The organism is Cryobacterium sp. CG_9.6 (genome assembly GCF_029893365.1).
Taxonomy (GTDB): Bacteria; Actinomycetota; Actinomycetes; order Actinomycetales; family Microbacteriaceae; genus Cryobacterium.
The window spans coordinates 2,588,788-2,614,240 of sequence record NZ_JARXUZ010000001.1; the positions used below are offsets into that span (position 1 = coordinate 2,588,788).

Annotated in this window: 18 protein-coding genes; 8 read left to right on the forward strand and 10 right to left on the reverse strand. The window is 64.1% G+C overall.

Annotation, left to right across the window (positions count from 1 at the left end):
• The 3 genes from H4V99_RS11925 to H4V99_RS11935 are packed head-to-tail and all read right to left on the reverse strand — an operon-like array spanning position 1 to position 5,264.
• Positions 1-1,677: an FAD-dependent oxidoreductase gene (locus H4V99_RS11925; protein ID WP_280678550.1), complete on the reverse strand. Its 1,677-nt coding sequence runs from the start codon at positions 1,675-1,677 to the stop codon at positions 1-3.
• Positions 1,670-3,844, reverse strand: a complete 2,175-nt coding sequence (locus H4V99_RS11930) for a molybdopterin oxidoreductase family protein (RefSeq protein WP_280678552.1) — start codon at positions 3,842-3,844, stop codon at positions 1,670-1,672. Before H4V99_RS11930 ends, H4V99_RS11925 begins: the two co-directional genes overlap by 8 nt.
• Positions 3,845-3,884: 40 nt before the next feature.
• Positions 3,885-5,264 carry an MFS transporter gene (locus H4V99_RS11935; RefSeq protein ID WP_280680105.1) on the reverse strand — a complete coding sequence of 460 codons (1,380 nt, stop codon included), beginning with the start codon at positions 5,262-5,264 and terminating at the stop codon, positions 3,885-3,887.
• A 220-nt stretch (positions 5,265-5,484) separates the two neighbouring features.
• On the opposite strand from H4V99_RS11935, the gene H4V99_RS11940 reads away from it, so the two are divergent.
• The gene (locus H4V99_RS11940; RefSeq protein WP_280678554.1) at positions 5,485-6,240 is read left to right on the forward strand and encodes an RNase H family protein; all 756 of its coding nucleotides are present in this window, start codon (positions 5,485-5,487) and stop codon (positions 6,238-6,240) included.
• 146 nt (positions 6,241-6,386) lie between these two features.
• Positions 6,387-6,767 (forward strand): TraR/DksA C4-type zinc finger protein, encoded by a 381-nt coding sequence (locus tag H4V99_RS11945; protein ID WP_280678556.1) that lies wholly within the window; start codon positions 6,387-6,389, stop codon positions 6,765-6,767.
• Positions 6,768-6,777: 10 nt separating this feature from the next.
• Here H4V99_RS11945 and H4V99_RS11950 read toward each other — a convergent pair whose 3' ends face one another.
• On the reverse strand, positions 6,778-8,013 hold the full coding sequence (locus H4V99_RS11950) for an exonuclease domain-containing protein (RefSeq protein WP_280678558.1): 1,236 nt from the start codon (positions 8,011-8,013) through the stop codon (positions 6,778-6,780).
• 106 nt (positions 8,014-8,119) lie between these two features.
• A complete protein-coding gene (locus H4V99_RS11955; protein WP_280678560.1) occupies positions 8,120-9,637 on the reverse strand; it encodes a sugar porter family MFS transporter in 1,518 nt (505 codons plus the stop codon).
• Positions 9,638-9,801: 164 nt separating this feature from the next.
• On the opposite strand from H4V99_RS11955, the gene H4V99_RS11960 reads away from it, so the two are divergent.
• Positions 9,802-10,722, forward strand: a complete 921-nt coding sequence (locus H4V99_RS11960; protein ID WP_280678562.1) for an oxygenase MpaB family protein — start codon at positions 9,802-9,804, stop codon at positions 10,720-10,722.
• Here the strand turns inward: H4V99_RS11960 and H4V99_RS11965 are convergent.
• The gene (locus H4V99_RS11965) at positions 10,719-11,999 is read right to left on the reverse strand and encodes a M18 family aminopeptidase (RefSeq protein WP_280678564.1); all 1,281 of its coding nucleotides are present in this window, start codon (positions 11,997-11,999) and stop codon (positions 10,719-10,721) included. The two genes, H4V99_RS11960 and H4V99_RS11965, sit on opposite strands and share 4 nt — an antisense overlap.
• A 75-nt stretch (positions 12,000-12,074) precedes the next feature.
• On the opposite strand from H4V99_RS11965, the gene H4V99_RS11970 reads away from it, so the two are divergent.
• The gene (locus tag H4V99_RS11970) at positions 12,075-12,560 is read left to right on the forward strand and encodes a hypothetical protein (protein ID WP_280678566.1); all 486 of its coding nucleotides are present in this window, start codon (positions 12,075-12,077) and stop codon (positions 12,558-12,560) included.
• Here H4V99_RS11970 and H4V99_RS11975 read toward each other — a convergent pair.
• On the reverse strand, positions 12,557-13,291 hold the full coding sequence (locus H4V99_RS11975; RefSeq protein ID WP_280678568.1) for a hypothetical protein: 735 nt from the start codon (positions 13,289-13,291) through the stop codon (positions 12,557-12,559). The genes H4V99_RS11970 and H4V99_RS11975 overlap by 4 nt on opposite strands.
• Positions 13,292-13,422: 131 nt before the next feature.
• Between H4V99_RS11975 and H4V99_RS11980 the strand changes: the two genes are divergently transcribed.
• The 4 genes from H4V99_RS11980 to H4V99_RS11995 all read left to right on the forward strand — a co-directional run bounded on the left by H4V99_RS11980 (position 13,423) and on the right by H4V99_RS11995 (position 18,030).
• Entirely contained in the window at positions 13,423-15,549 is a 2,127-nt protein-coding gene (locus tag H4V99_RS11980) for a DEAD/DEAH box helicase (RefSeq protein WP_280678570.1), read from the forward strand.
• A 136-nt stretch (positions 15,550-15,685) separates the two neighbouring features.
• A complete protein-coding gene (locus H4V99_RS11985) occupies positions 15,686-16,492 on the forward strand; it encodes an amino acid ABC transporter substrate-binding protein (protein WP_280678572.1) in 807 nt (268 codons plus the stop codon).
• A gap of 52 nt (positions 16,493-16,544) precedes the next feature.
• On the forward strand, positions 16,545-17,213 hold the full coding sequence (locus H4V99_RS11990; RefSeq protein ID WP_280678575.1) for an amino acid ABC transporter permease: 669 nt from the start codon (positions 16,545-16,547) through the stop codon (positions 17,211-17,213).
• The gene (locus H4V99_RS11995) at positions 17,200-18,030 is read left to right on the forward strand and encodes an amino acid ABC transporter ATP-binding protein (protein ID WP_280678577.1); all 831 of its coding nucleotides are present in this window, start codon (positions 17,200-17,202) and stop codon (positions 18,028-18,030) included. The genes H4V99_RS11990 and H4V99_RS11995 overlap by 14 nt, the downstream gene beginning before the upstream one ends.
• A gap of 470 nt (positions 18,031-18,500) precedes the next feature.
• On the opposite strand, the gene H4V99_RS12000 is transcribed toward H4V99_RS11995, so the two are convergent.
• The 3 genes from H4V99_RS12000 to H4V99_RS12010 all read right to left on the reverse strand — a co-directional run bounded on the left by H4V99_RS12000 (position 18,501) and on the right by H4V99_RS12010 (position 25,365).
• Entirely contained in the window at positions 18,501-19,985 is a 1,485-nt protein-coding gene (locus tag H4V99_RS12000) for an HNH endonuclease signature motif containing protein (RefSeq protein ID WP_280678580.1), read from the reverse strand.
• A gap of 1,205 nt (positions 19,986-21,190) precedes the next feature.
• Positions 21,191-24,178 (reverse strand): SMC family ATPase, encoded by a 2,988-nt coding sequence (locus tag H4V99_RS12005; RefSeq protein ID WP_280678582.1) that lies wholly within the window; start codon positions 24,176-24,178, stop codon positions 21,191-21,193.
• On the reverse strand, positions 24,175-25,365 hold the full coding sequence (locus H4V99_RS12010; protein ID WP_280678588.1) for an exonuclease SbcCD subunit D: 1,191 nt from the start codon (positions 25,363-25,365) through the stop codon (positions 24,175-24,177). The genes H4V99_RS12005 and H4V99_RS12010 overlap by 4 nt, the downstream gene beginning before the upstream one ends.
• Positions 25,366-25,453: the final 88 nt, after the last annotated feature.

Consider the following 25,453-nt stretch of genomic DNA (forward strand, 5'->3'; position numbering starts at 1 on the left):
TCAGGCAGTAACTTCCTGCGGCCCTCCGGCCTCGGTGAACCGCTCGAGAACCTCGCCGATACGGCCCCGGCAGCCGCCACACCCGGTACCGGCCCGAGTTGCCGCCCCGATGCACGCCACCGTGGTCTCACCACCGCTTGCCGCGGCCATGATGGCACCCACACTCACGCCGTTGCACCAGCACACCGTGGCATCAGCTGCGAACGCACTCCCGGCCGTCGGTTCGTAGTCCGGCCCGTCATAGCGCAGCAGCACGGAACGGTCGGCGGGAAGCTCACTGCCGCGCTCGAAGAGCAGGGTGAGTTCGGCGGCGGTGCGCGGCATCCCCACGCACACAAAACCCTCGAGGATACCCCCGCGAGTCACCATTTTCACATACCGAAGGTGCTCGGGGTCTGACCATTGCGAGACACTGAGTCGGGCATCCCCGCAGCCCGCCGCATGATCGCTCAGCTTCTCGTCCCAGGGGTCGGCCATGGTATTTCCCACCGCAACTACGTCGACGCCCTCGGCCTTCAGCATGACGACCGCGGCAGTGCCCGCGGCAAGCCCGGCACCCAGATAAAGCTCGCCCCTTGCGCCGAACTCGGCAGCAATCTCGGCCGCAAGCTCGGCCGTGAAGCGTCCCGCGAGCCAGTCGGCCTGACGCCACCCGGGTCCGATCAACCCCGACGGACCGCCTGCCGGAAGTGCCCGGGACGCGCCGAGACCGGGCCGCGGGGCCACGTGCGCACAGTCCCCCAGCGCGTAAATGTGCGGGTCAGCCCAGCTGCGCAGCTGATCATCCACGAGAATTCCGGTGGACACGTCGAGACCGGCGAGACCGGCGAGCTCCGTTCGTGCACCCACGCCACAGGAGAGCAGCAGCAGGTCACCATGAATCTGCTTCCCATCGGCGCAAATCAGGGCGTCAAACCGCTCGACACCGTCGTCGTCGATGTGAAAGAGCAAGCTCTCGGCCCGAGAATGGTTCACCATGGTGACTCCCGCTCGCCGCGCACTGCGGGCGAGCACGGTGCCGCCACCACGGTCCAGATTTCTCGCCATGGGAATCTCCCCGTGGTACACCACGCAGGCTTGACTCCCCGCGCGGGCTGCGGCGAGCGCGATCTCCATGCCGAGAACCCCGGCCCCGAGAACCACAATGCGCTGCTCATTCCGCACGGCCGCGAGCACGCGCTGGGCATCGTCGAGGTCACGCAGCACCGTCACTCCGCGCGGGAGTGAGGCGCCGTTGGCGTCGAGGCGCGTGGCATCCGCTGCCGGCCTGGTCTTGTCATGCCGCACGCGCGTGACGCCGTCGAGGGTGGGGATGTTGGCACGGGCCCCCGTGGCCAGCACGAGACGGTCGTAGGGCAGCTGAGTGCTGTCGCCGACGGTCACGGTGCGGCGGCTTCGGTTAATGGCGGTAACGGTCATGCCGGTGTGAAACTGCACGCCCGCGGTGCGTGCCGCGTCGGTGTCGGTGATCTCCAGGCTCTCGCGATCGGCGTGCCCCACGGCGTATTCCGCAATGAGCACACGGTTATAGGCATCGGCGCTCTCTGCGCCCACGACAGTGAGCGTCAGGTGGCCGGCACGCACCGCGGGGAGGAGTTCCTCCACAAATCGGGCGCCTACCGGGCCGTACCCAACGAGAACGATGCGTTCGGGGCCGCCGCCCGTTCGCTCAGACATGGGCCGCCGCCTCCACGAGAGCGCGCACGTGCACCGCCGTTTTCTTGAACTCCGGCATGCCGGAAATCGGGTCGGTCGCGTCGTCAGTGAGCAGGTTCGCCCGCTGATCGCCGGCAAAGTGAAAGGGCAGAAAAATGGTATCCGAGCGGATGTCGACGGTTACGGTGGCCTGAGCACGCACGGTTCCGCGGTTATTACTGAGTTCCACCCAGTCGTCGTCCACGATACCGAGGCCGTGCGCAGTGGCTGGGTGAATCTGCACTCGAGCGTTCGGCTGAGCCTGTTGCAGTTCGGGCACCCGGCGAGTCTGGGCTCCCGACTGGTAATGCTCCAGCAGGCGTCCCGTAATAAGCGTGAGGGCGCCGCCCCGCTGCTCGACCTCCGGCCGGTTCGGGGCGCGCACTGCTACCAGGTGAGCGCGGCCGTCGGGGTGGGCGAATCGGTCGAGAAAAAGCCGCGGGGTGCCGGTGGAGCCAACGGGGTAGGGCCAATACGCACCGGCTGCGCCACCCGGCTGAGATTCAACGTGAAATTCAGCATCGAGTTCGGCGTCGAGTAGTGCATAGCTCAGTCCGGAGTAGTCGGCCGGGCCACCCTGGCTGGCTCGGCACAGCTCGTCGAAAACCTCCGAGGGATCGGCGCTGAATGTTGACGGCGCCTCCAGGCGGCGAGCAAGTTCGTGCCATACCCAGAGTTCGCTGCGCACGCCAGCGGGCGGCACAACGGCCTGTCGGCGACGGAGGACACGGCCTTCCAGGGAGGTCATGGTGCCGTTCTCCTCCGCCCACTGCGTCACCGGCAGCACGACGTCGGCGAGCGCTGCGGTTTCGGAGAAAAAGAAATCGGCCACCACCAGAAAATCCAGTGCCGCCAGAGCAGTGCGCACCCGGTCGGCGTTCGGGGCAGACACGACCACGTTAGAGCCGTGCACGAGCAGGCTGCGCACCCCGCCCGGCTGTCCCAGAGTGGTGAGCAACTCGACAGCAGGGAGCCCCACGCCGGGGAGGGTGTCGGGATCAATGCCCCACACCCCGGCCACGTGGGCGCGGGCCTGCGGATCACTGATCTTGCGGTAACCGGGTAGCTGGTCGCACTTCTGACCGTGCTCCCGCCCGCCCTGACCATTGCCCTGACCGGTGAGGGTTCCGTACCCGGAGTGCAGGGTTCCCGGCAGACCCAGCACGAGGCTGAGGTTGATTGCCGCCGTTGCCGTGTCGGTGCCGTCGACGTGCTGCTCGACGCCGCGCCCGGTGAGAATGTAGGTGCCGGTGCGGGCTGCCGCACTCGCTGCAAGGCGCCGCGCCAGCTCGCGTAGTTGCCAGACCGGAACACCGGTTTGCTGCTGAACCCGTTCTGGCCACCACTGGCTCACACTCCGACGCAGGGCATCGAACCCCGTGGTGCGTTCCGCCACATAGGCGGTGTCGGTGAGTTTTTCGGTGATCACAATATGCGTGAGGCCAAGGAGCAGCACCAGGTCACTTCCCGGTGTGGGCTGCACGTGCATGCCGGCACCATCATCGGTGAGCCGCGCGGTAGCCGTGCGCCGCGGGTCAACAACGATCAGGCCGCCAGCGGCGCGCGCTCCCTCGAGATGCCCGATGAAGGGCGGCATGGTCTGGGCCACGTTGGAACCCAGAATGAGAATCGTGTCGGCACGGTCAAGATCATCCACTCGGAACGGCAGCCCACGGTCGAGGCCAAAGGCCCGGTTTCCCGCGGCCGCCGCGCTCGACATGCAGAAGCGACCGTTGTAGTCGATGCGGCTTGATCCGAGCGCTACCCGGGTGAACTTACCGAGCTGGTACGCCTTCTCGTTGGTGAGTCCCCCACCACCGAAGACCCCCACGGCGTCCGCGCCATGCCGGCTGCGCGTCTCACGCAGCCGCTCGGCCACGAGGTCGAGGGCGTCCGACCAGGAGGAACCGGCGAAAGTGCCGTCGGTCTGGCGCACCATGGGCTGCAGGAGCCGATCGGGTGCCGCGATGAGCTCGGCTGCACTCCAGCCCTTTTTGCAGAGACCACCGCGATTTGTGGGGAACTCACGACCGGTGATGACGACGCGAGTAGGGGCATCCGTTGGGGTGAGGGTCATCGCGCACTGCAGCGCGCAGTAGGGGCAGTGCGTGGCCAGGCCGGTGGAGGTGGAAGCGCCAGGAGCGGTCACGGTGGGTCTCATTTCGTTCGAACGGCCAGACAACTGAGGCCTAAATACGCTGACCGGCGACGGACGACCCGCGGCGCAGGTAGACGAATGCGGTGACCGCCATCAACACAACGTAGGCGATAGCAAAGCCGTAGATGGCGCTCGTGTAGTCGCCGGTCGTGGTCTTGGAGAAACCGAGCACCTGCGGAATGATGAATCCGCCGTAGGCGCCAATTGCGGAAATAAGGCCGAGGGCAGCGGCGGTCTTGCGCTGGGTTGTGACGTCACCCGAGTTGACGTGAGCGTCAGCGACACCGCTTCGAGCGGAAAACACGCTCGGAATCATGCGGTACGTGGAACCGTTCCCGATTCCGGTGGCCACGAAGATGAGTACGAAGCTCGCGAGGAAGGCCCAGAAGTTCCCGAGCGGCAGCACCACGGTCACGGTGAGGGCGCCCACCGCCATCACCCCAAAAGCCACCACGGTGACGGATGCCCCGCCAAAGCGGTCAGCGAGGCGTCCCCCGGCCGGCCGAGCCAGCGAACCAACGAGGGCTCCGATGAAGGCGAGGGACAGGGACGCCGAGGCCACCTGAAAGGTGGAGTACGTGGGAAACTGATCGGCAATGAGCTTGGGGAACACGCTCGCGAAGCCGATGAACGAGCCGAACGTTCCGATGTAGAGCATCGCGAGAATCCAGAGGTGCGGTTCCCTGAGCGCGGCTACCGAGCCGGCGAAGTCTGCCTTCGCACTGCTGAGATTGTCCATGTACTTCCAGGCACCCCACATGGCGACGAGGATGAACGGCACCCAGAACCAGCCGGCGAGGCTGATGTTGAGCGTGCCCACCGCGCCGAGGGTGATGACGATGGGAACAATCAGCTGGGCCATCGAGGCACCGAGGTTGCCGCCAGCGGCGTTCAATCCGAGGGCATATCCCTTTTGGCTCTGCGGATAGAAGTAGGTGATATTCGACATGGAGCTGGCAAAGTTACCGCCACCAAAGCCCGCAAGTGCGGCGACGAACAGCATCACACCAAAAGGAGTGTCGGGGTTTCCGACGCAGAATCCCAGTGCAATGGAGGGAATAAGAAGCAGCCCGGCAGAGATGATGGTCCAGTTTCGACCACCGAACCTCGGAACGAGAAAGGTATACGGAAAACGCAGGGTGGCACCAACCAGGCTCGGCATCGAGATGAGCCAGAAGATTTCGGCGGTGGAGAAGGTGAAGCCCGCCGCTGGCAGCGACACGACCACGATGCTCCAGAGCTGCCACACCACGAAGCCCAGAAATTCGGCGAAGATAGACCACTTGAGGTTGCGGGATGCAATGAACTTTCCACCGTTCTCCCACTGGGCCGTGTTCTCGGGGTTCCAGTTGTCGATCCAGCGCCCGGGGCGGTGAACAAGAACAGCAGTCTGCAGCGCGTCGGGCGAGATGCCGGGCCTGGCGGCCGGGGCGGACGTAGATGTCAAGAGGGCTCCCTGGGTTCTGGTGATCTGTACCTAGATGTGACGTTATCCGCAGCGTGTTTCGCCCAATCATGGGCACCGTTAACGTTCGGTCACCAGATGGTCACAGCCGCACCCGTTCGATGAGGGCACCGTGTTACACGTTGGACACATGGGTTCGTCCCCGCACGGGTGGTTAAATGGGGCAATGACAATAACTGCTGCCGCCGATGGGTCAGCCCTCGGCAATCCGGGTCCGGCAGGGTGGGCCTGGTACGTCGATGATTCTAATTGGGCCGCAGGAGGATGGAAGCACGCCACCAATAATCAGGGTGAGCTCAAGGCGGTGTTGGAGCTTTTCCGAGCCACCGCGCACATCGACGACGACCTTCTGGTGCTGTGTGACAGCCAATACGTGATCAATTGCATCACCAAGTGGATGCGCGGCTGGAAGGCCAAGGGCTGGCGCAAGGCTGACGGTAAGCCGGTGCTCAATGTGGATCTGCTCAAGGAGATCGACGCGGAGATCGTGGGGCGCCGGTACCGCTTCGAATGGGTGAAGGGTCATGCGAATCATCCGCTGAACGAAGCGGCCGACACGCGGGCCCGCGGGGCCTCCGAATCGTTTCAGCGTGGCACCCCCGTGCGCAGTGGCCCCGGTTACACCGCATCAGGGATCGCTGCAGCGTCGGCAGCGTCGGCAGCGTCGGCAGCGTCGGCAGCGTCGGCAGCGTCGGCAGACTCAGCAGACTCAGCTGGCTCAGCACGAACGCCCACCAGCACCGATGTTCGCCCGGTGACATTTGCCCACACGGAACTTTTCTCCTTCGATGACGACACCACCAACCTGAGTGACGCACACAGCATCACGGTGACGCTCAGCGCGGATCATTTCAGCCGACTCACCCAGCGCGCCCGCGTGCGTGGGGTGAGCGTTGAGGACTGTCTCCGCGACCTGATCTGACACGCTCCATCACGTGCACCACTCCTATTGCGGACGTAAACCCAGGCGTATACTTCCGGGTATTCCGCGGACGGTTGTGACACGTACCCATCCAGCCCGGGTAACAGTTGCCTCTCTCCTCACCGACGAATGGAGCAATCATGGTCATGACAGCGCTTACCTCTGCGGAACTGCGGCGCTTTCAGAAGAGCCTGCGGCAGCTGCGTACGGAGCTCGCCACCGAGCTTGCCCGCCTGACCGGGTCGCTCGACGAGGTGAGAGTGGCCCGCGATGGAACGCAGGACGATGAGCACGATCCGGAAGGGCCCACCCTCACCATGGAGTGGTCACGCCTCTCGGGTGTGCAGCAGGAATTCGCTGACAAGCTCGCCCGTGTTGACCAGGCGTTGGAGCGTGTCGACATCGGAACCTACGGCTTCTGCACGCGCCGCGGCGAAGCGATTGGCCGCGAACGACTAGAAGCCCAGCCGGCAACGGAATTCTGCATCGACTGCGCGCGCGAACGTGAGGCGGAGAGGCGTCGCTAACGCAGCACCTCTACCTCACCCCAATCAGGGACCGCAGACGGAACTCCGACACCATGGGGATTCCGTAGTCAACGGCCTTTCCCGACTTTCCCGTGCTGGCTCGCGGGTTCGCCACCACCAGAAGGCGCGTGCGCATCGTGACAGCGGATGCCACGCGGAATCCTCGAGCGTTCAGCTCACGATGCCAGTCGGCTCGTGACCGGGCCAGGTCACCCGACAGGACGACAATATCGCCCCGCACCAAAGGCACCGGCTCGCACAGCTGGACGGTACCCGCGCCCACGTCACCAGGCGGCGGGTCGATGACGCTGTTCACCACCGACGCGGAAACGCCGAGCGATGCTGCAACACCGAGAAGGTCACCTCGATCTGCTTGGCAGAGTGCGCCCGACTTTCGTGCGACCCTCGCTAGGTCTGCAACGTAGCTGGTGGTGAGTTCGGTACACACAGCGACACTGATTCCACTGAAGGCAGCCAGCTGCACGAGCATGCGCAGGTTATCGGCGTCGATGCGGCGATTGAGCAGACACCGATCAAGCAGGGCAAGAAAGTCAAGGTGTGCGTCCGGACCCGAATAGTCAGGCATCCGTGACACCATACGGCCGAGAAAGCTACGGGCTGGTGAGCTCAGTGTGGGCGAGTCGGGCGCGACGGCCCGGGGCACCCAGGCTGCCCGCGGGGACTCGAGCGGTGCCCACGGAGTGTGTGCGGCACGATCGAGCGCTAGGGTCCACACGGGCAGATCAGGATCACTCTGAACGTAGGCGGCGAAGAGCTGCGCGGTCGCGGTGGCCTGCGCGAGAGCATCGGCGTCCTGCTCGATCTCGATGTCGAAGGCGGCGCAGCAATCCGACAGGGAGCGGCCGGCCCCCGGCAAGAATTCGCGCGCCAGCTGCATCGTGCAAATGGCCTCCATACCCCGACGAGGCCGATACGACATCCGCTCGAATTCGCTCATCAGGAAGCTGGTGCCAAACTGCGCGTCGTGGAAGACAAGGACGCGACCTGACACCAGCTCGACGAGTAGTGGTGCGACCCGGTCGAAGGTGGGCGCCAGTGGAGCGTCTTCCCGCTCGGCTGGTTCCTTGTCCGAGCCCGGCCCCGGATCGACGATGGTGTGCCAGCGACCGGTGATTCGTCCAGCCGCGTCGGTGAGAACCACGGCAATTTCGAGGATTCGATCGTTGCGATACGGAAAGAGTCCCGTTGTTTCGACGTGCACCACGGCAAAACCACGTTTGGGCATACTCTTCCTTTACCTGTTATCAGGCAAAAGTACGCGCCGGGCTCAGCGACGCGCGAGTTCCACTTCGGGTGCCCTTCGTTTGGGGGCGGCTGTCGGACGCGTTCGGCTAGCGGGCGCTCTTCTCGGCTGTCCGGTGATCTGAGCTGTTACCGCCACGTGCTTTGCGTGCCGCGTTTTTGGGCGGAAGCAGCGTATCCGCCTGCTCCAGCGACATCCCATTGGTCTCGGGCACCTTCACGAGGACGAACCAGAACGAGAGCCCCGCAAAGAGCGCGTACATTCCGTAGGTGATGGGCAAAGAAAGATCCGCCATGGGGGGAAAGCTCACGGTGATCAGAAAGTTTGCGATCCACTGCGCGGCGGCAGCCAGACCGAGTGCTTTCGCGCGAATGGAGTTGGGGAAGATTTCTCCGAGAAGTACCCAGACGACCGGGCCCCACGAGGCGCCGAACGAGATGACAAAGAGGTTGGCGGCAACGAGGGCCACGGGTGCCCAGGCACCCGGCAGACTCAGCGCACCGTTGATGGTTTCGGACTGGCTGAAGGCGAGGGCCATGGTGGCGAGGGACACCGTCATGCCGACCGAACCAGCGAGCAGGATGGGGCGTCGACCAATCCGGTCAACCAGAGCGATAGCCACCAGCGTCACGACAATGTTGGTGATGGAGGTGATGACCGAGATCGTGAGGGAGTCACTCTCAGCGAAGCCCACGGCCTCCCACAGGGTCGTGGAGTAGTAGAAGATCACGTTGATTCCCACGAACTGCTGGAACACCGAGAGGATGATTCCCACCCAGACGATGGGCTTGAGGCCGAAGGTCGCGCCACGAAGCGACCCCGACCGCTGGGAACGCTGGTCGTCGGTGATCGACGACTTCATGTCGCGAAGTTCGCGGTCGACATCACCCGCGGGCCAGATCTTCAGGAACACGGCACGGGCGTCCCTCTCGCGTCCCTTGAGCACCAGAAAACGCGGCGATTCGGGCAGTGCGAACGCGATAGCACCGTAGACGATGGCCGGTACCGCCCCGGCGAGGAACATCCATCGCCAAGCCTCGAGACCAAACCAGTACATTCCACTGGCACCGCCGGCGGCATTGGCAAACACGGCATCCGAGAGGAGCGCGGTGAAGATACCGAGGGTGATGGCGAGCTGTTGCAGCGAGCCCAACCGGCCGCGCATGTGACGTGGGGAGATCTCCGCAATGTAGGCGGGCGCCACAACCGACGCGAGCCCGATACCCAAGCCACCAATGACCCGCCAGACGATGAGGTCAACGACGCCAAATGCGAAGCCGGACCCGATGGAGCTGGCCAGAAACACAACGCCACCCACAACCATCATGGGGATACGACCGTAGCGATCAGCGAAACGTCCGCCGAAGAACGCGCCGGCCGCGGCTCCGAGGAGTGCGCAGGCCACGGCGAAGCCGGTGAGTGCGCCGCTGAGGGCGAACTCCTTCTGAACGGCATTGACGGCACCGTTAATGACCGAGGAGTCGAAACCGAAGAGAAAACCACCGATCGCACCAGCAATAGCCAGAATGATGACTTTTCGGTTAGTACCTGGTGTGCCGAGCGTGCTTGGCGTGCTTGGCGTGCTTGGCGTGCTTGTGTTGGTCACAGTACCGCTCCCCTGCGTTCATGAATCAACGATGTGTTCAGACCGCATCGAGTATTTCTTCAACCTCCCGAGACTACGCCTCGTGTACCCCTTGACGGGACACTGCCCCCAATGCAAACCTCCCGGTCGGCTGCCATCCAGCCGACCGGGACTAGTGTCAGGTCATGAGCAGGTTTGCGGATACATGGCGTGCACGATTGTTGACCACACTCTCGGGCAACGACCAGGGACGCCCGAAGTGGGTCCAGAAGATGGAACTGGGCGACGACATCGGCTTTTTCGGCCCAGGTTCGGCCTCCTGGGCTGTTCACGGCGGCATGGGCACGATGGTGGCCGGCATTCGCGCTCTCCTCATGCAGACCCTGCACCCGGGTGCAATGGCGGGAGTTCACGACTGGTCTCGCTATAAAGAGGATCCTCTCGGCAGACTCTCGGGAACCATCCAATGGTTGATAACCGTGACCTTCGCCGGAACCGAGCAGGCCACCCACGAGTCGGGCCGGGTGGCTCACTTTCACGACCGCGTCGTGGGAACCTACCTCGATGCGCAGGGTAATGAACGTGACTACCGGGCAGGCGACCCGGAACTCCTGTCGTGGGTTCACGTGGTGTTCACGGATGCCTTTCTCGCAGCCGAAACGCTGTGGGGAGATCCGATCCCGGGCGGTGCCGACCAGTACGTGCGCGAGTGGTCCAAGGCCGGCGAACTCGTGGGCGTGCAAAACCCGCCGATGTCGGAAGCCGACCTGCGCGGCCAGCTCGAAGCCTTCCGTGCCTCCGGAACGCTCAAGAGCGATGAGCGGGTGGCCGAGGCGGTGCGCTTCATTCGCAATCCTCCGCTGCGACCCTCCATGTTGCCGTTCTACCGCATCATGTTCGCAGGGGCCGTGGCGTCACTGCCCGCGGAATACCGCACCATGCTCGGGCTCAAGCGGTCACGGCTCCCCGTGATCTGGGCAACCGGCGTCGTGCTCGGGCTCGTGCGTTCCCTCCTGGGCGCGTCGTCGTCCTCGGAAGACGCCGCCCGGGCCCGCATTGCCCGCATTGATGCCGAAGCTGCGGCTGCGGCTGCGCTCAAGGACTAGAACTCGGGAGCGAAGAAGCCACCGATCGCCCGCGACAGCATGGCGGGATCATTCACATGGCACAGCTCCCTAGCCGAGTGCATCGAGAGCAGCGCCAGCCCCACGTCTACGGTGCGAATGCCGAGGCGAGTGGCCGTGAGCGGCCCGATTGTGGAGCCGCAGGGCACGTTGTTGCTGGAGACAAATTCCTGATACTCCACACCAACCTGATCACAGGTGCGTGCCCAGAGGGCCGCCCCCACAGCATCCGTGGCGTAGCGCTGGTTCCCATTGATCTTCAGCAGCGGCCCGCCACCCAGGATGGGCCGATTACTCGGGTCGTGGCGCTCGGAGTAATTGGGATGAACGGCGTGGCCGGCGTCGGAAGATAGGCACCACGACTCCGCATACGCCTGGAGACGTTCGGAAACGGATGCCCCGAGGCCGGCGGCAAGACGGGTAAGCACGTCATCGAGGAGGGGGCCACTGGCACCGGAGCGGGACTGTGAACCCAGCTCCTCGTGATCAAACGCGGCGAGCACGCTGATCGACCCGGCGGACGGATCCACCGACGCGGCAATCAGGGCGCAGAGGCCGGCATGCACCGACGACAGGTTATCCATGCGCCCGGCAGCGAAGAGCATATTGTCCAGGCCAAACGCGGCGGGCGGCTGAGTGTCGGCGGTGAGAATGTCGAAGCCCGCAACATCCGCTGCGCGAACGCCCGCGAGCCCGGCAAGATGTGCCACCACGTCGGCGTCCGCGAGGTCCCCCACACCGAAGACCGGGGTGAGGTGGCGCTGCCGGTCGAGCACGAGCCCGTTGTTCACCTCACGGTCCAGGTGCACGGCGAGTTGGGGAATGCGCAGAAAGGGTCCGGTGCGCACGAGGTGTTCCGTGCCGTCCTTCGTAACCAAACGACCGGCGAGTTCCAGTTCACGATCAAGCCAGGAGTTGAGGAGCGGGCCGCCGTACACCTCGACGCCGGCCTGAAGCCAGCCCTGTGCACCGATCGTGGGTTTGGGCTTGAGCTTGAAACCCGGTGAGTCCGTGTGTGCACCGAGCACTCGGAACGGGGTCGTGGGGCCGGCTTCGGGCGGCTGCACCCAGGCGATGACGGCGCCGTCACGCACGACAAAACTGCCGCCGGCTGCACCGGACCATGCATCGGATTCGCTCAGACGAGTGAATCCCGCCGCTGTGAGACGCCTCGCAGCTTCGGCGGCCGCGTGATAGGACGACGGCGAGGCGGTGATGAAGTGGGCGAAGTCATCGATGTAGTCGAGGGTGGCATCCATCCCTCCATCCAACCACCCCTTCCGAGCGTCCTAGACTTAACGCACGTGCACGGCTTGACGCAGAGGGGCTCCGTAGTGGATTCGACTGACAACACCACGTTCGACGCCGGCTGGTACCCGGATTCGTCCGGAACATCGGTGCGCAACGGATTGCTGTGGACCATCGTTCTTCTGCCGGTGATCACGCTGATTTCCACCCTGCAGTTTGACGCCACGGCTTATCTGGGTGCATCGCTTTCGGGCACCGCTGCTCCCGTCGATCCCGGTTACGTTGCCATGCAGTTTCTTGGGTACATCCTGTGGGGCGTCACGATTGTGCTCGCCTTCTTCGATCGCCGCCGCTTGGTGCGGCTCGGAATGGATCGACCGTTTCCCTGGGCCTGGACATTTCTGTCGGGTGCCATCTACGTGATCGGCCGCACGATCATTGTGCGCCGCCGGGTGGGTGGCTCCCTGGCTCCCATCTGGACCTGGGCCGTTCTGAGCGTATTGGCCATGATCATTGCTCTGAGCAAGGCAGTATCTGCCATCTCGGAACTCGGACCGAGCATTCCCAGCTAACTCGGGGCGATCTCGGTCTGCAGCGCCGCGCGCGCGAAAGCGGCACCACCCACGCTCGGCGTCCAGGTGTTGCCGTACCAATCCTTGGTGGGTTCGAAGACGCCGAGGCGGTTGAGGAGGCGCCATTTCTCGATAATGAGACGCTGCACGCGCATTTCCGTGACGGGGTCTCCGTTCGGTTCGGCCCAGCCGATCGTGTCCAGACCGCGAGCCACGGCAACGAGGTATTCCTGGGACTGGTCGAGGGTGCGCGTCGCGATGAAGAGCAGCAGCAGCTGTGTGGCATCACTGACCTCAGGAATGCGGCTCTGGTGCACGGTCTTTGCCAGAAACCACCACAGCGCACGCGGAGAATCCGTGAGCCCCTTCCCCTTGACTGTGCGCACAAGCACACCCTTGCTCAGGCGAAGCAGACCAATATCGCGCATGTGCAGTCGCATCTCCAGCAGCGGACTGATGTGGCTCTCCCGATTCACGCTCACGGGCCAGCCCCAGTCCAGCTCGGTTGTGGCTTCGACGACGACCGAGGGCGGCAGATGGCCGGCCTTTGTCAAGCGGATGCCGCCGTCCCCCACTCGCCGCAGCATCCAGTTGATCTGTGTCACCATGCGCGTCATCGCTCGTTCGTTGAGCAGAATCGAGTCGCGCACCCGCGCCTGGGCAATGAGCCGGCGAAAACCGGGCACGGAGTCGGCATGCATTCGCGGCTCAAATTGCTGGATGACGTTCATCCTTCGAGCCTAGCCACGCCCACCGATACCGCAGGTCTGTTCGCCACTCCCAACGAAAGAATGTCGCGGAGCCGCGACCAGTGGGCAGCCGCCATGCAGCCGATGTCACAGGACTCTGCGACCCTTGACTCATGACTGATACCCGGGCATCCGCTCTCGCCATTCTTCGCACGCTCGTGGGACGACCCGATGCAGATTTTCATGATGGGCAGTTCGAGGCCATCGAAACGCTGGTTGATGAGCGTCGGCGGGCCCTCGTGGTGCAGCGCACCGGGTGGGGTAAATCTGCGGTGTACTTCGTGGCCACTCTGCTGCTGCGTCGACAGGGAGCGGGACCCACCATTTTGGTGTCCCCGCTGCTCGCGCTGATGCGCGATCAGGTGGCGGCCGCAGCCCGCGCCGGTGTGCGCGCGGTCTCGATCAACTCATCAAACGCTCATGAATGGGGCGAGGTGCTGCAGAAACTCCAGCGCGACGAGGTCGACGTGCTGCTCGTGTCTCCCGAGCGACTCAACAATCCCGCGTTCCGCGACGAGCAGCTGCCGGCCCTCATCGCGCGGGTGGGACTGCTCGTGGTGGACGAGGCGCACTGCATCTCGGACTGGGGTCACGACTTTCGTCCGGACTACCGTCGGCTGCGCGATCTGATCGCCGAAATGCCCGACGGAGTTCCCGTGCTCGCCACAACGGCCACCGCCAACAGCCGGGTGGTGACCGATGTCGCCGAGCAAATCGCGCAGGCACGCGGTGGTGCGGAGCAGAACGTGAAGACGATCCGCGGACCCCTGGCACGCACCTCGCTGCGCCTCGGGGTGTTGCGGCTGCCGGATTCGCGTGCTCGGCTCGCGTGGCTGCTCAGCCACCTGGGGGACCTTCCCGGGAGCGGCATCATCTACACCCTCACCGTGTCTGCGGCCGAAGACACCGCGCGACTGCTGCGCGAAGCGGGTCACGCGGTCAGGTCCTACACCGGCCAGACCGACACCACCGAGCGGGAGGAATCGGAGGGGCTCCTGAAGAACAATGCGGTGAAAGCTCTCGTCGCCACGAGCGCCCTCGGCATGGGATTCGACAAGCCCGACCTCGGTTTTGTGCTGCACCTGGGGGCACCCTCCTCGCCCGTCGCCTACTACCAGCAGGTGGGTCGTGCCGGGCGAGCCACGGAAAGCGCCGACGTGCTGCTTTTGCCCGGCACCGAAGATGAGGCCATTTGGCAGTACTTTGCCACCGCCTCGATGCCCAACCAGGCTAAGGCCGAAGCCGTGCTGGGTGCACTCGCCGAGAACGGGCAGTCTCCGCTGTCAACACCAGCGTTGGAGGCGCGCGTCGACCTGCGTCGCACTCCCCTGGAGCTTCTGCTTAAGGTGCTCGACGTGGATGGCGCCGTGCGCCGGGTGAAAGGCGGCTGGGTCGTCACCGGAGAACCCTGGGTTTATGACCGAGACCGCTATGAACGCATCGCAGCAGCTCGACTCACCGAGCAGCGCGCCATGCTCGAATTCGAAACCACCACGGGCTGTCGGATGGAATTTCTGCAGCGAGCCCTCGATGATGAGACGGCCGTACCCTGTGGTCGCTGCGATAACTGCACCACGCCGTGGTATCCGCTCGACGTGCGGGAAGAGGCTGCGAGTGCCGCGGCAGCATCACTTGACCGCGTGGGTGTCACTCTCGATGCTCGCGCGCAGTGGCCCACCGGTGTCGCCAACCTGGGCGTGAGCGCGTCGGGAAAAATCGCCCTCGGCGATCGGCTCTCCGAAGGTCGGGCTCTGGCCCGACTCACCGACCTCGGCTGGGGCGGTGCACTTCGCGAGGTGTTTGAGGGCACCGCAGCGGATGCCCAGGCTACGGCGGCCATGACGGCCGCCTGCATTCGCGTGCTCGCCGAGTGGAACTGGCAGGAGAGACCGGCCGCGGTGGTGAGCATGCCATCGCGGACGCATCCGCTTCTCATTGGGTCGATTGCTCGCGCCCTGTCCGAAGTGGGACGACTCCCCTGGCTCGGTGAGCTCGACACTGCGAACGGTGGTCCCGCCGGAACACCCGGCGGCAACAGCGCCTATCGACTCTCCAACGTGTGGGACCGATTTCAGGTGGGGGCCGATCTCGAGGCGGCGCTCGAACCGTTTGCCGGTCGACCCATTCTGCTCATTGACGATGTGGCCGACAGCCGCTGGACACTGACGGTGGCCGGCAGGGTTCTCCGCCGGGCAGGCGCCTCAGCGGTGTTGCCCTTCACTCTCGCGCTGCGGTCGTAGCTGACCGGTGCCGCCGCACTGCCCCAGCACCGCAACACCGGATAACAGGAATATTTCATCCGTCCGGCCGCTTGTTACTCTACGGATGCCGCCACTGCGGCCCAGCCACACCCTTTGACCCTTAAGGCACGCACTCATGAAGCTCACCCTCCCCACGGCAGCACTCTTCACGGCGATCGCACTGACGCTCACCGGCTGTGCTGCTTCGGACACCGGTTCGAGCGCCACGGCCGGTGCCGACACGTCTCTCAGCGCCGTGGAAGAGGCGGGAACGTTGACCGTGGGTACCGAGGGCACGTACCGCCCCTTCTCGTTTCACGAGGATGGTTCGGGCGACCTCACCGGATATGACGTTGAGGTTGCCACTGCCGTCGCCAAGGAACTGGGCGTAAGTGTCACGTTCGAAGAAACACAGTGGGACGCCATCTTTGCTGGCCTCACCGCCGGCCGGTTCGACATGATCGCCAACCAGGTGTCCATCACCCCCGAGCGCGAGGCCGCATACACGTTCTCCACGCCCTACACGTACTCGACCGGTGTCATCGTGGTTCCCACCGACAACACGGACATCACCTCCTTCGCCAGCCTGTCCGGCAAGACCACGGCTCAGTCACTCACCAGCAACTGGAACGCTCTGGCAACGGAAAGCGGTGCCACGGTCGAAGCCGTTGAGGGGTGGGCCCAGTCCGTTGCTCTCGTTGAGCAGGGACGCGTGGATGCCACGGTGAACGACAAGCTTACCTTCCTTGACTACCAGAAGCAGACGGGCGCCGACGGCCTGAAGATTGCCGCCGAGACGTCCGAGCAGTCCGAGAGCGCGTTTGCGTTCGCACAGGGTGGGACCGCCCTCGCCGAAGCCGTGGATGCCGCCCTCGCCACTCTCAAGGAAAATGGCACCCTGGCCACGATCAGCGACAAGTACTTCGGCGCCGACGTTAGCTAGGTTCTGCACCGCACCGCACTCGATAATTCCTGTGGATAGATAAGCGACGACCATGATCCAGCCCGACTGGGAGCTGTTCTTCAGCTCCTTCTTACCCCTGTTGGACGGGGCCATTCGCGGCACGATCCCACTCGCTGTGATGTCCTTTGCAATCGGGCTCGTGCTGGCGCTCGTGCTGGCCCTGATGCGGCTGTCTGCTCGCCGGTGGATTTCCGGGATCGCGCGGGTTTACATTTCGATCGTGCGCGGCACTCCACTGCTCGTGCAGCTCTTCATCATTTTCTACGGGCTTCCCTCGGTAGGGGTGCTCATTGATCCCTGGCCCAGTGCTGTCGCCGCTTTCTCGATCAATGTGGGCGGCTACGCTGCAGAGGTGATCAGGGCGGCGATTCTGTCGGTGCCCAAGGGGCAGTGGGAAGCCGCCTACATGATCGGCATGTCTCGGTCGCGGGCTCTCACCCGGATCATCCTCCCGCAGGCCGCGCGCGTGTCGGTTCCGCCACTTTCCAACACGTTCATCAGCCTCGTGAAGGACACCTCGCTCGCATCCACAATTCTGGTCACGGAGTTGTTCCGCGAGGCGCAACAGGTTGCGGCATTCAGCCAGGAATTCATGCTTCTCTATCTTGAAGCTGCCCTGATTTACTGGGTCATTTGCCTCGTGCTCTCCACGGGCCAGGGTTTTCTTGAAAAGCGATTGGACCGTTATGTTGCCCGCTGATTCGCCGGCTGCTGATTCGCCGGCTTCTGATTCGCCGGCTTCTGATTCGGCATCCGCTTCGGCATCCGCTGTGCTGACCGTGCGCGGTCTTCAGAAGAGCTTCGGTACTAATCAGGTGCTGTCATCGATCGACCTCGACGTTGCTGCCGGTCGTGTGCTGGCTCTCATCGGTCCGTCGGGCTCGGGCAAGACCACGATTTTGCGTTGCCTCAATGGACTCGAACTCGCTGATGGCGGCAGCATTGATGTTGCCGCAGAACTGACGCTGTCTTTCGACACGGTGCCGTCGAAGAAAGCACTGACGGCTCTCCGGGACCGCTCTGCCATGGTGTTCCAGCACTACAACCTGTTTCCGCACAAGACAGTGCTGGAAAACGTGATGGAAGGACCCGTCGTCGTGCAGAAGCGCCCCCGCGCTGAGGCACGTGACGAGGCTCTCGCGCTGCTTGCCCGAGTGGGGCTGACGGACAAGTGTGACAGCTACCCGTTTGAGTTGTCCGGTGGACAGCAGCAGCGCGTGGGGATCGTGCGCGCGCTCGCGCTGCGGCCGCAGCTTCTGCTCTTTGATGAGCCAACGTCTGCGCTCGACCCCGAACTCGTTGGTGACGTGCTGCGCCTGATAAAGGAGCTCGCCAGTGAAGGCTGGACCATGGTCATTGTCACCCACGAACTTGAATTCGCTCGTGAGGTAGCCCACGAGGTGGCCTTCGTTGACGGCGGACACATTGTGGAACGGGGCGACCCCAAGGAACTGCTACGTAACCCCAAGAACGAGAGAACCCAGCAGTTTCTGCACCGTCTGCTGAACCCCTTTTAGCCGGGCCTTGTTCTGAGCCAGCCTCCCGCTTCGCCCCCTGTCGCTGGTCGAGGAGCCGGCATGTACTTCGCCGGCGTCTCGAGACCCCGCAACCTTGTCTCGAGGTCGGCTCACCAGGTTTCGACCACTCGCAAGCTCGCGCTCAACCAGCGGGCCCCGCTGGTCGAGGAGCCGGCATGTACTTCGCCGGCGTCTCGAGACCCCGTGAGCCGACTCTGAAAATCGACGCACCAGGTTTCGACCACTCGCAAGCTCGCGCTCAACCAGCGGGCCCCGCTGGTCGAGGAGCCGGCATGTACTTCGCCGGCGTCTCGAGCCCCCGTGAGCCGACTCTGAAAATCGACTCACCAGGTTTCGACCACTCGCAAGCTCGCGCTCAACCAGCGAAATGGGGCTCGTAGCCTCGCACCCGCTTCGCCCACGTCGCTGGTCGAGGAGCCGGCATGTACTTCGCCGGCGTCTCGAGACCTCTAGTGCTTCGCTGTTCCCCAGGGCGGGTCGGTGCTGGGGGTATTGGCGCGGTGGGTAGCGGCCGGTCGCCACGTCTGACCGGGGTCAAAGAGCACGGGCCCGCGGATCCAGGGTCTGCCACCCACCATCTTGATCTGCCACCCGGACGTGTCAATGGTGTGGTGGTGGTACCAGCACAGCAAACACCCGTTATCGATATTGGTGGGGCCGTTGAACTTCCACGGGAAGACGTGATGCACCTCGCACCACGCGGCCGCGATGGTGCAGCCGGGGATGACACAGCCCCCATCGCGGGCGGCAATCGCCCGGCGCTGCGCCGGGCTGAAGAACCGCTCCTTCTCCCCAAGATGGAGGACTTGTCCGTTGTCGCCAATGATCACCTGCTGATACCCACCAGCACACAGCCGCTCCTGCACCACCTTCAGACTGATCGGGGCGTCGACGCCGTCGATCCAGCCGACGCCGCGCCCGTTTTTCAGGTCGCGGGCATTCACGTGCACCATCACCGTCGGGGCCGCACCGCCCATCCGCGGTGTTTTCGGGTCCCGCGCGGTCTTGTCAAACACGGCCCGGAGGATGTCGGCGCACTTCTCCCCGCCAGTACGGTCATCACAGATCTCTTCCGCACCCGGGATCAGCTCCCCCGCCTCCATGCGGGCCTGATCCTCGGCCGACGGGAACGCCGGTGTCGCGTGCGCGCTAATGAAGGTGGCAAACACGCCATTCATCACTCCGCGCAGCTCCGGTGTCACCCCGCCTCTCAGCGGATACAGGCCGTTCTTCAGCAGTCCGAACCCCACAGTGCTGGTCGCCGCGGTCCGCTCATCACTCGGCGCGGCACCGTCGGGGTCCAGGATCGCTCCCCACTCATGTGCCTGCGCGCGAATCAAATCCGCCGGGAACGCGATCCCCGCTCCGGGGAGTCCCTCGGTCTCGGGGGTGATCGCACCGGTCGCTGAGGCGACGAGGGCACGTTCGGCCCGGTCAAGGTCATCGGGGGCGACCCGGGAGGACATCTGCTCCAACGCCGCCACAATCACGTCCGCGGCGTCCACGCCGAGATTACCTGCCGTGAGTGCCTCGGCGACGGCGGGGTGTCGCACCGTGACCGACTGGCCAAGCAGACCACTCGTTGCCGCGGCAGTACCGGTGACGATACCGCCAAGGCGCATCCGCCTCTTGGCTTCGGAGGCGGACACCCGAGTGATGCCGGTGATCAGCTCGTACTTGGTGCGGCATCCGCTCTTCCACGCGAGGGAGTCATGGCCACGACTGGCCTCGGCACGCATGCCCACGTCGGCGGCGGACCAGATCCGGCCCCCATCCACCCGGCGCCCCACCGCCTCCAATGCTCCCATCACGCTCAGGGCCGCGTCGTCGTCGAGGAGGGTGAAGTGCACTCCGTCAAGAGCGTCACCGATCAGGTCGCTGGCCTGCTGTAGCAGAGCGACCACTTCGGGACCGGACTTCATCGTCGTGAACATGTCCCCATTTTACCCTGAATAGAACAAGAAAGCGAGGCTTGCTCACGTTTTTAAACTCGTGACCTTAGTAAATATTTCCACGCACAGCATCGGCTCCGACAGCGCCCATGAGCGTCCCCACGCGCCCAGCTGACGCCTGTTCTCACCGCCTACAGGCCCCGCCTACCGCCATAATCAGGGTCCACACGCTGCCGCTAACGCCCGCACCGCCCCGTCGCTGGTCGCGGAGCACAGCCATCCGTTCCGTCCGGGCAGCGCTCCCTCTCGCTGGTCGAGGAGCCGGCACGCTTTTCGCCGGCGTCTCGAGACCCCGTAAGCCGGCCTTGCAGACCAGCTCACCTGGTCTCGACTGCTCGCAAGCTCGCGCTCGACCAGCGAGAGGGTGGCCGCGCCTATTTTCGGTGGGCGCGCCTAGTATGACGGATGGCCGCGCCCCACATCGGTGGGCGCTACGCCGATTACCGTAGCGACCACCGATACAGGTGGCGGCCATGAGAGAAGCGGGGCCCTCCCCGCTGGTCGAGGAGCCGGCACGCTTTTCGCCGGCGTCTCGAGACCCCGTAAGCCGGCCTTGCAGGCCAGCTCACCTGGTCTCGACTGCTCGCAAGCTCGCGCTCGACCAGCGAAAGGGTGGGCGCGCCTGTTTTCGCTGGGCGCTGCCTATATGACTGGTGGCCGCGCCCCACATCGGTGGGCGCTACGCCGATTACCGTAGCGACCACCGATACGGGTGGCGGCCATGAGAGAGGCGCGACCCTCCCCGCTGGTCGAGGAGCCGGCACGCATTTCGCCGGCGTCTCGAGACCCCGTGAGCCAGTCTCGCAGGCCAGCTCACTAGGTCTCGACCACTCGCAAGCTCGCGCTCGACCAGCGAGAAGGCGGGCACCCGGGTGGCGAGGGGCTCGCGCTCGACCAGGTCGAGGGACGGCACGCGGGTGGCGAGAGCCAGCGCAGCGGGAAGAGGGGGGTTAAAGTGTTAGATTAGCCCGGCCGGTAGGGCGGCAACGGGCTGATCTAAAGTAGATCAGTTCGTGTCGGTAGGGCGACCCGAACTGATCTAAACAATAAAAATTTACTGCGCCCCCGAATCAGGATCAACCCCTTCCGAGAAAAAATTTTGATTTTTTCTCAAAAAAAAACCACCGTGCGTAAAAGGTTCCTAGACAGCCATTTATATGAAAAATTTCACACAAACCGCGCGAAAATTAGTCGATTTGCCGAATCATACTGGGCCCCGAATCGCTCACAATGACGTTGAGCGTAGCGGGAATTTGTTCCTTCATTGACTCAACATGACTGATCAGTCCAACCGTGCGTCCACCCGCCCGCAGCGCATCGAGAGCCCCCATCGCGGTCTCCAGCGTCTCAGCATCCAGAGATCCAAAACCCTCGTCCACAAAGAGTGTGTCGAGCGTCACCCCGCCCGCTTGGCCGGTGACAACCTCTGCCAGACCGAGAGCCAACGCGAGTGACGCAAGAAAGGTTTCACCTCCGGACAGCGAATGCGTTGCCCGCGCACGCCCGGTGTGTTCATCGCGAATGGCAAGGCCGAGTCCCGATTGCCCGCCGCGATACTCTGCGGAATCGTCGTGTTCAAGCGTGTAACGACCGCTCGTCATCGTGCGCAGTCGCGTGTTCGCCGCCTCCACGATCTGTTCAAGCTCAGCTGCGAGCACATAGGTCTCCAGTCGCATGCGTTTGGTGTTGGGCTCATCACCGTGCACCACCGCCGCGAGTTGGCGCACCTGACTGTGCCTCTCGAGCAGATCAGCAGATGCCGCGAATCGCGTCGTCACCTCGGCCACGATCCGGGCGAGCTGCCCGCACCGCTCGACCAAGGAACTGTGCACCATGACGGCGTCGTCACGCACGATCCCCGCCTCTTCGCGTGCCCGCGCAGAAAAGAGCCGATCCACGGCCTCACTGGGCACGCCCACGAGCTCAGGGTCATCGGCGGCGGCCTGAGCCGCAGCGAGCGCATCATCGTAGTCACGCACGTTCCGTTCAGCCGCCTGGATCTGGGCATCATCAAGGTGCGCGCCCACCACATCAGACTCATCCGTGAAGTCTTCGCGAATAATCTCGGCCTGAAGAGTTGCCGCAGCATCAGCACAGGCGGTCTGCCGTTCGCGACTCACTGCTCGGGCATCGCTCAGGGCTCGAGCAGCATCGAGCTCCTGCTGCAGATGTGACATCTGAGCGCTGATGCTGTCAAAACCGTCATGGTGCTCGGCAACACGGGTCCGGAGCACATCAAGGTTGGCGCTGCGGTCCCCGTGTGTCGTCGCGACCGCGTCTCGCTCAGATCTGACGGCGACCAACCCGCTGTGGGCGTGCACGAGTTGCTCCCGGCGCTCCGCAAGCTCCTGTGCCACGCGTTCATCGGTTTTCACCGCTTCCCGAATGATGTGCACCTGCTCATCGGCCTGCGCGAGCGCCAGCTGGAGGTCATCCACACCGCGGTGAGAGGAGATGGCCCGCACCTCAAAAAGTCGTGCCAACGCCTCGTTCACAACACCCTGAGCTGCGGCCAGGCTCGCCTGCCGATCGAGCATGATCATGCGGGCCTCGTCGAGGTCAAGCTCATTCACGGGCTGAGCGTCAGCGGATGCCGGAGCCGGGTGAACCGGCGACCCACACACCAGACACGGTATTCCATCACTGAGCTGACCGGCCAGTTCCTGGGCGTGGCCAGCGAAACGTCGGGCCAGAAGAACGTCGTAGGCCGCGGCAGCCGCCATATTCTCGCGGCTGGACTCGCGCAGGGCGTTCTGAGCCTCGGTGGACTCACGCTCGCACAAGACAACGTCTTCGGCAGCCGCGAGCGCCACTGACAGACGAGCGCGCTTCGCCTCAGCCTCCTTCTCCCCCGCAGCCAGCACGGCGAGCGACGAATGCTGTGCCACCAGCTCATCGATCTCGGCGGGAAGAGCATCAAGGCGCTCCTGTGCCGCATTCAGAGCGGCCGTGCTCGTGGCGAGAGCGCGGCCAAGTGCCATTACCTCGCTGGTGAGGGCGGGCAGCTGCTTCTCGTCGGTGAGTGCGGCGCCCAGAGCACCCATCCGGCCGAGAAGCTCGTCGATGGTGGTCGTCAGGGTCCGTTCGTCATCGGGCTCCACCTTGATGCCAGCGATAGCTCCGGCCTGCCCCCGTGCCGCGCGTAGCTCGCGCCACGCGGTCCGCGCCTCCACCTCGTTCGCCTGAGCGATCGTTACGCCCGTTGTCGCGGCCCGGAGTCCGCGGATCTGCGGCCACACACGCGCGGCACGGTTTGCGCGGGTCACGACCGCCCGCAGCTCCGTGGTGGCAGAGCGCTGCCCGGCGAGGACGAGAAGCTTCGCTGCCGCTCCCGCACGACGCGCCTGACGCCGCTCGGTCTCGGCCACGGCCTCGTCCTGTGCGGCGGCCGCGCTCAGGGCCGTCGTGCTGTCGGCGAGGTCGCTGACCGCCTGACCAAGGTCACGCTGAATACCGGCAAGAGCCGCTGTGAACCAGGCCAGGTCGGGAGTCGGAACAGTATCGACCAGCCGAAGCTGATGCGCCGCAGCGGTGGCCTGGTCCTCGATCGCCCGCTGCACAGTGCCAAGTTCATCATCGAGCGCCTTGCGCCGCAGAATGAGCGCCGTCTCCAGTTGATCGAAGCGGCTGGACCCACACAGAGTGCGCAGCACCTCCCGGCGCTCGTCGGTCTTGGCGAGAAGAAAACGCTGGAACCGGTTTTGAGCCAGCAGAATCACCTGCAGAAACTGGTCCTGCTTGAGCGGGAGGATCGTGGCAAGTTCGTGTCCGACGGTGCCCGGCTTTGCTGCCACCCCTCGCCAGCCGTCAGCATCCCTCACCTGTAAAACTGCCGTGGGCGCGGCGGTGGTCATGCCGATGCCGCTCTTTTTTGCTCGTTCGTACTGCGGACTGCGCAGCAATCGATAGTCCGTGTCGCTGATGCTGAAGTCCAGCTCCACATAGGTGGGATCGGATGCAGCACAGTGATCGCTGCGCAACTGCTGCTCACTGCCGGTGAAGCGCGGCACCTGCCCATAGAGGGCAAAGCAGATGGCGTCGAGAATGCTCGACTTACCGGCACCGGTCTTGCCCGTAATCAAGAAGATGCCGTCGGCGTCGAAGGCCTCGAAGTTCACGGTTTGTTCGGTCTTGAATGGTCCGAAGCCGGCAAGCCGCAGTCTCTTGATCTTCACGAGTTGGCCTCTCTCGTTCCCTGCTCCGCAAACAGCTCTGAGATGAGGGCAGTCTCAAATGCCGTGGGTCCCTCACCGTTACGCACGAACGATAAAAAGCCCGCCACGATGTCTGGGTCCGTTCGAGCCGCGCGCAAACGTTCGGCGTAGGTCGCGTTCTCGGGGGTCACCACGCGGGCAGGATGGTGCTCCAGCGCGACACAGTGCGAAAAACGTTGTTGCAGGGTTCGCATACCATCGAGCGGTCGCACCTGATCGGTAAGAATTGCCTTCACCCAATCGTGTTCTCGGTCTGCATAGCGCTCATCGGTCACGAGCTCGGCAAGTGTGCCCGTAAGAACCGTGAGCCGGCGAGGGACGGGGAGATCGATCCATTCGACCAGCAAGGACTTATCGGGTACTTCCGGTTGCGCTGCCGGGTCCGGCAACTCGACGAGCCACGCACCACGCGGTTTTCCCGCCTCCGAAAAGGAATAGTGCAGCGGAGCACCGGAGTACCGCACCCGATTACTGAGTTGAGCCCGGCCGTGGATGTGGCCCAGCGCAACATAGTCCGGTCCGTCAAAGACACCGAGCGGCACAACGTCCAGCCCGCCAGCAGTAATGTCCCGTTCCACCTCGCTGGCCTCGGTGGCAGCCGCCACGCCGGCCACAAAGCAGTGCGAGAGCACAACACTGCGTCCGCCCCTGACCAGTACATCCTGCCGGATACCGTCCATGGCATGACGCAGAGCCTGCTCGTGCGTTCTCATCTCAACGTGGGGGTACACATGCCGAATCAGCGCCGGTTCAAGGTAGGGAATGCCGTAGAAGTGCACGGGCCCATCGACGTCCGTGATGGTGACGGGCGTGAGATACCCGTCATGACGCGTGAGCACGTGAATGCCAGCCAAACCCGCCCATTCGGCCTGAAAACCCAGCCGTGCGGCCGAATCGTGATTGCCGCTGGTCATCACAACCGCAGCTCCGGCGGCCTTGATGTCCCGCAGAGCCCCGGTGAGCACTGCGTAGCTCTCCTTCGAGGGCATGGCATTGTCAAAAATGTCCCCGGCCACCGCCACAACCTGCACGCCGCGCTCCCGCACCACATCCACCAGCGCCGACAGCACGCTGCTCAGGTTCTCGAGGGTCGAATGGGTATGAAAAGTTCGGCCGATGTGCCAGTCCGACGTATGCAGAATCTTCATGATTCCCACGCTACCGGCGGCCACCGACAGCGGATGTCCCACCAGCCAGAGCGTCCACCCTTACTTTTTCTTTATTTCTCTTTGTTTA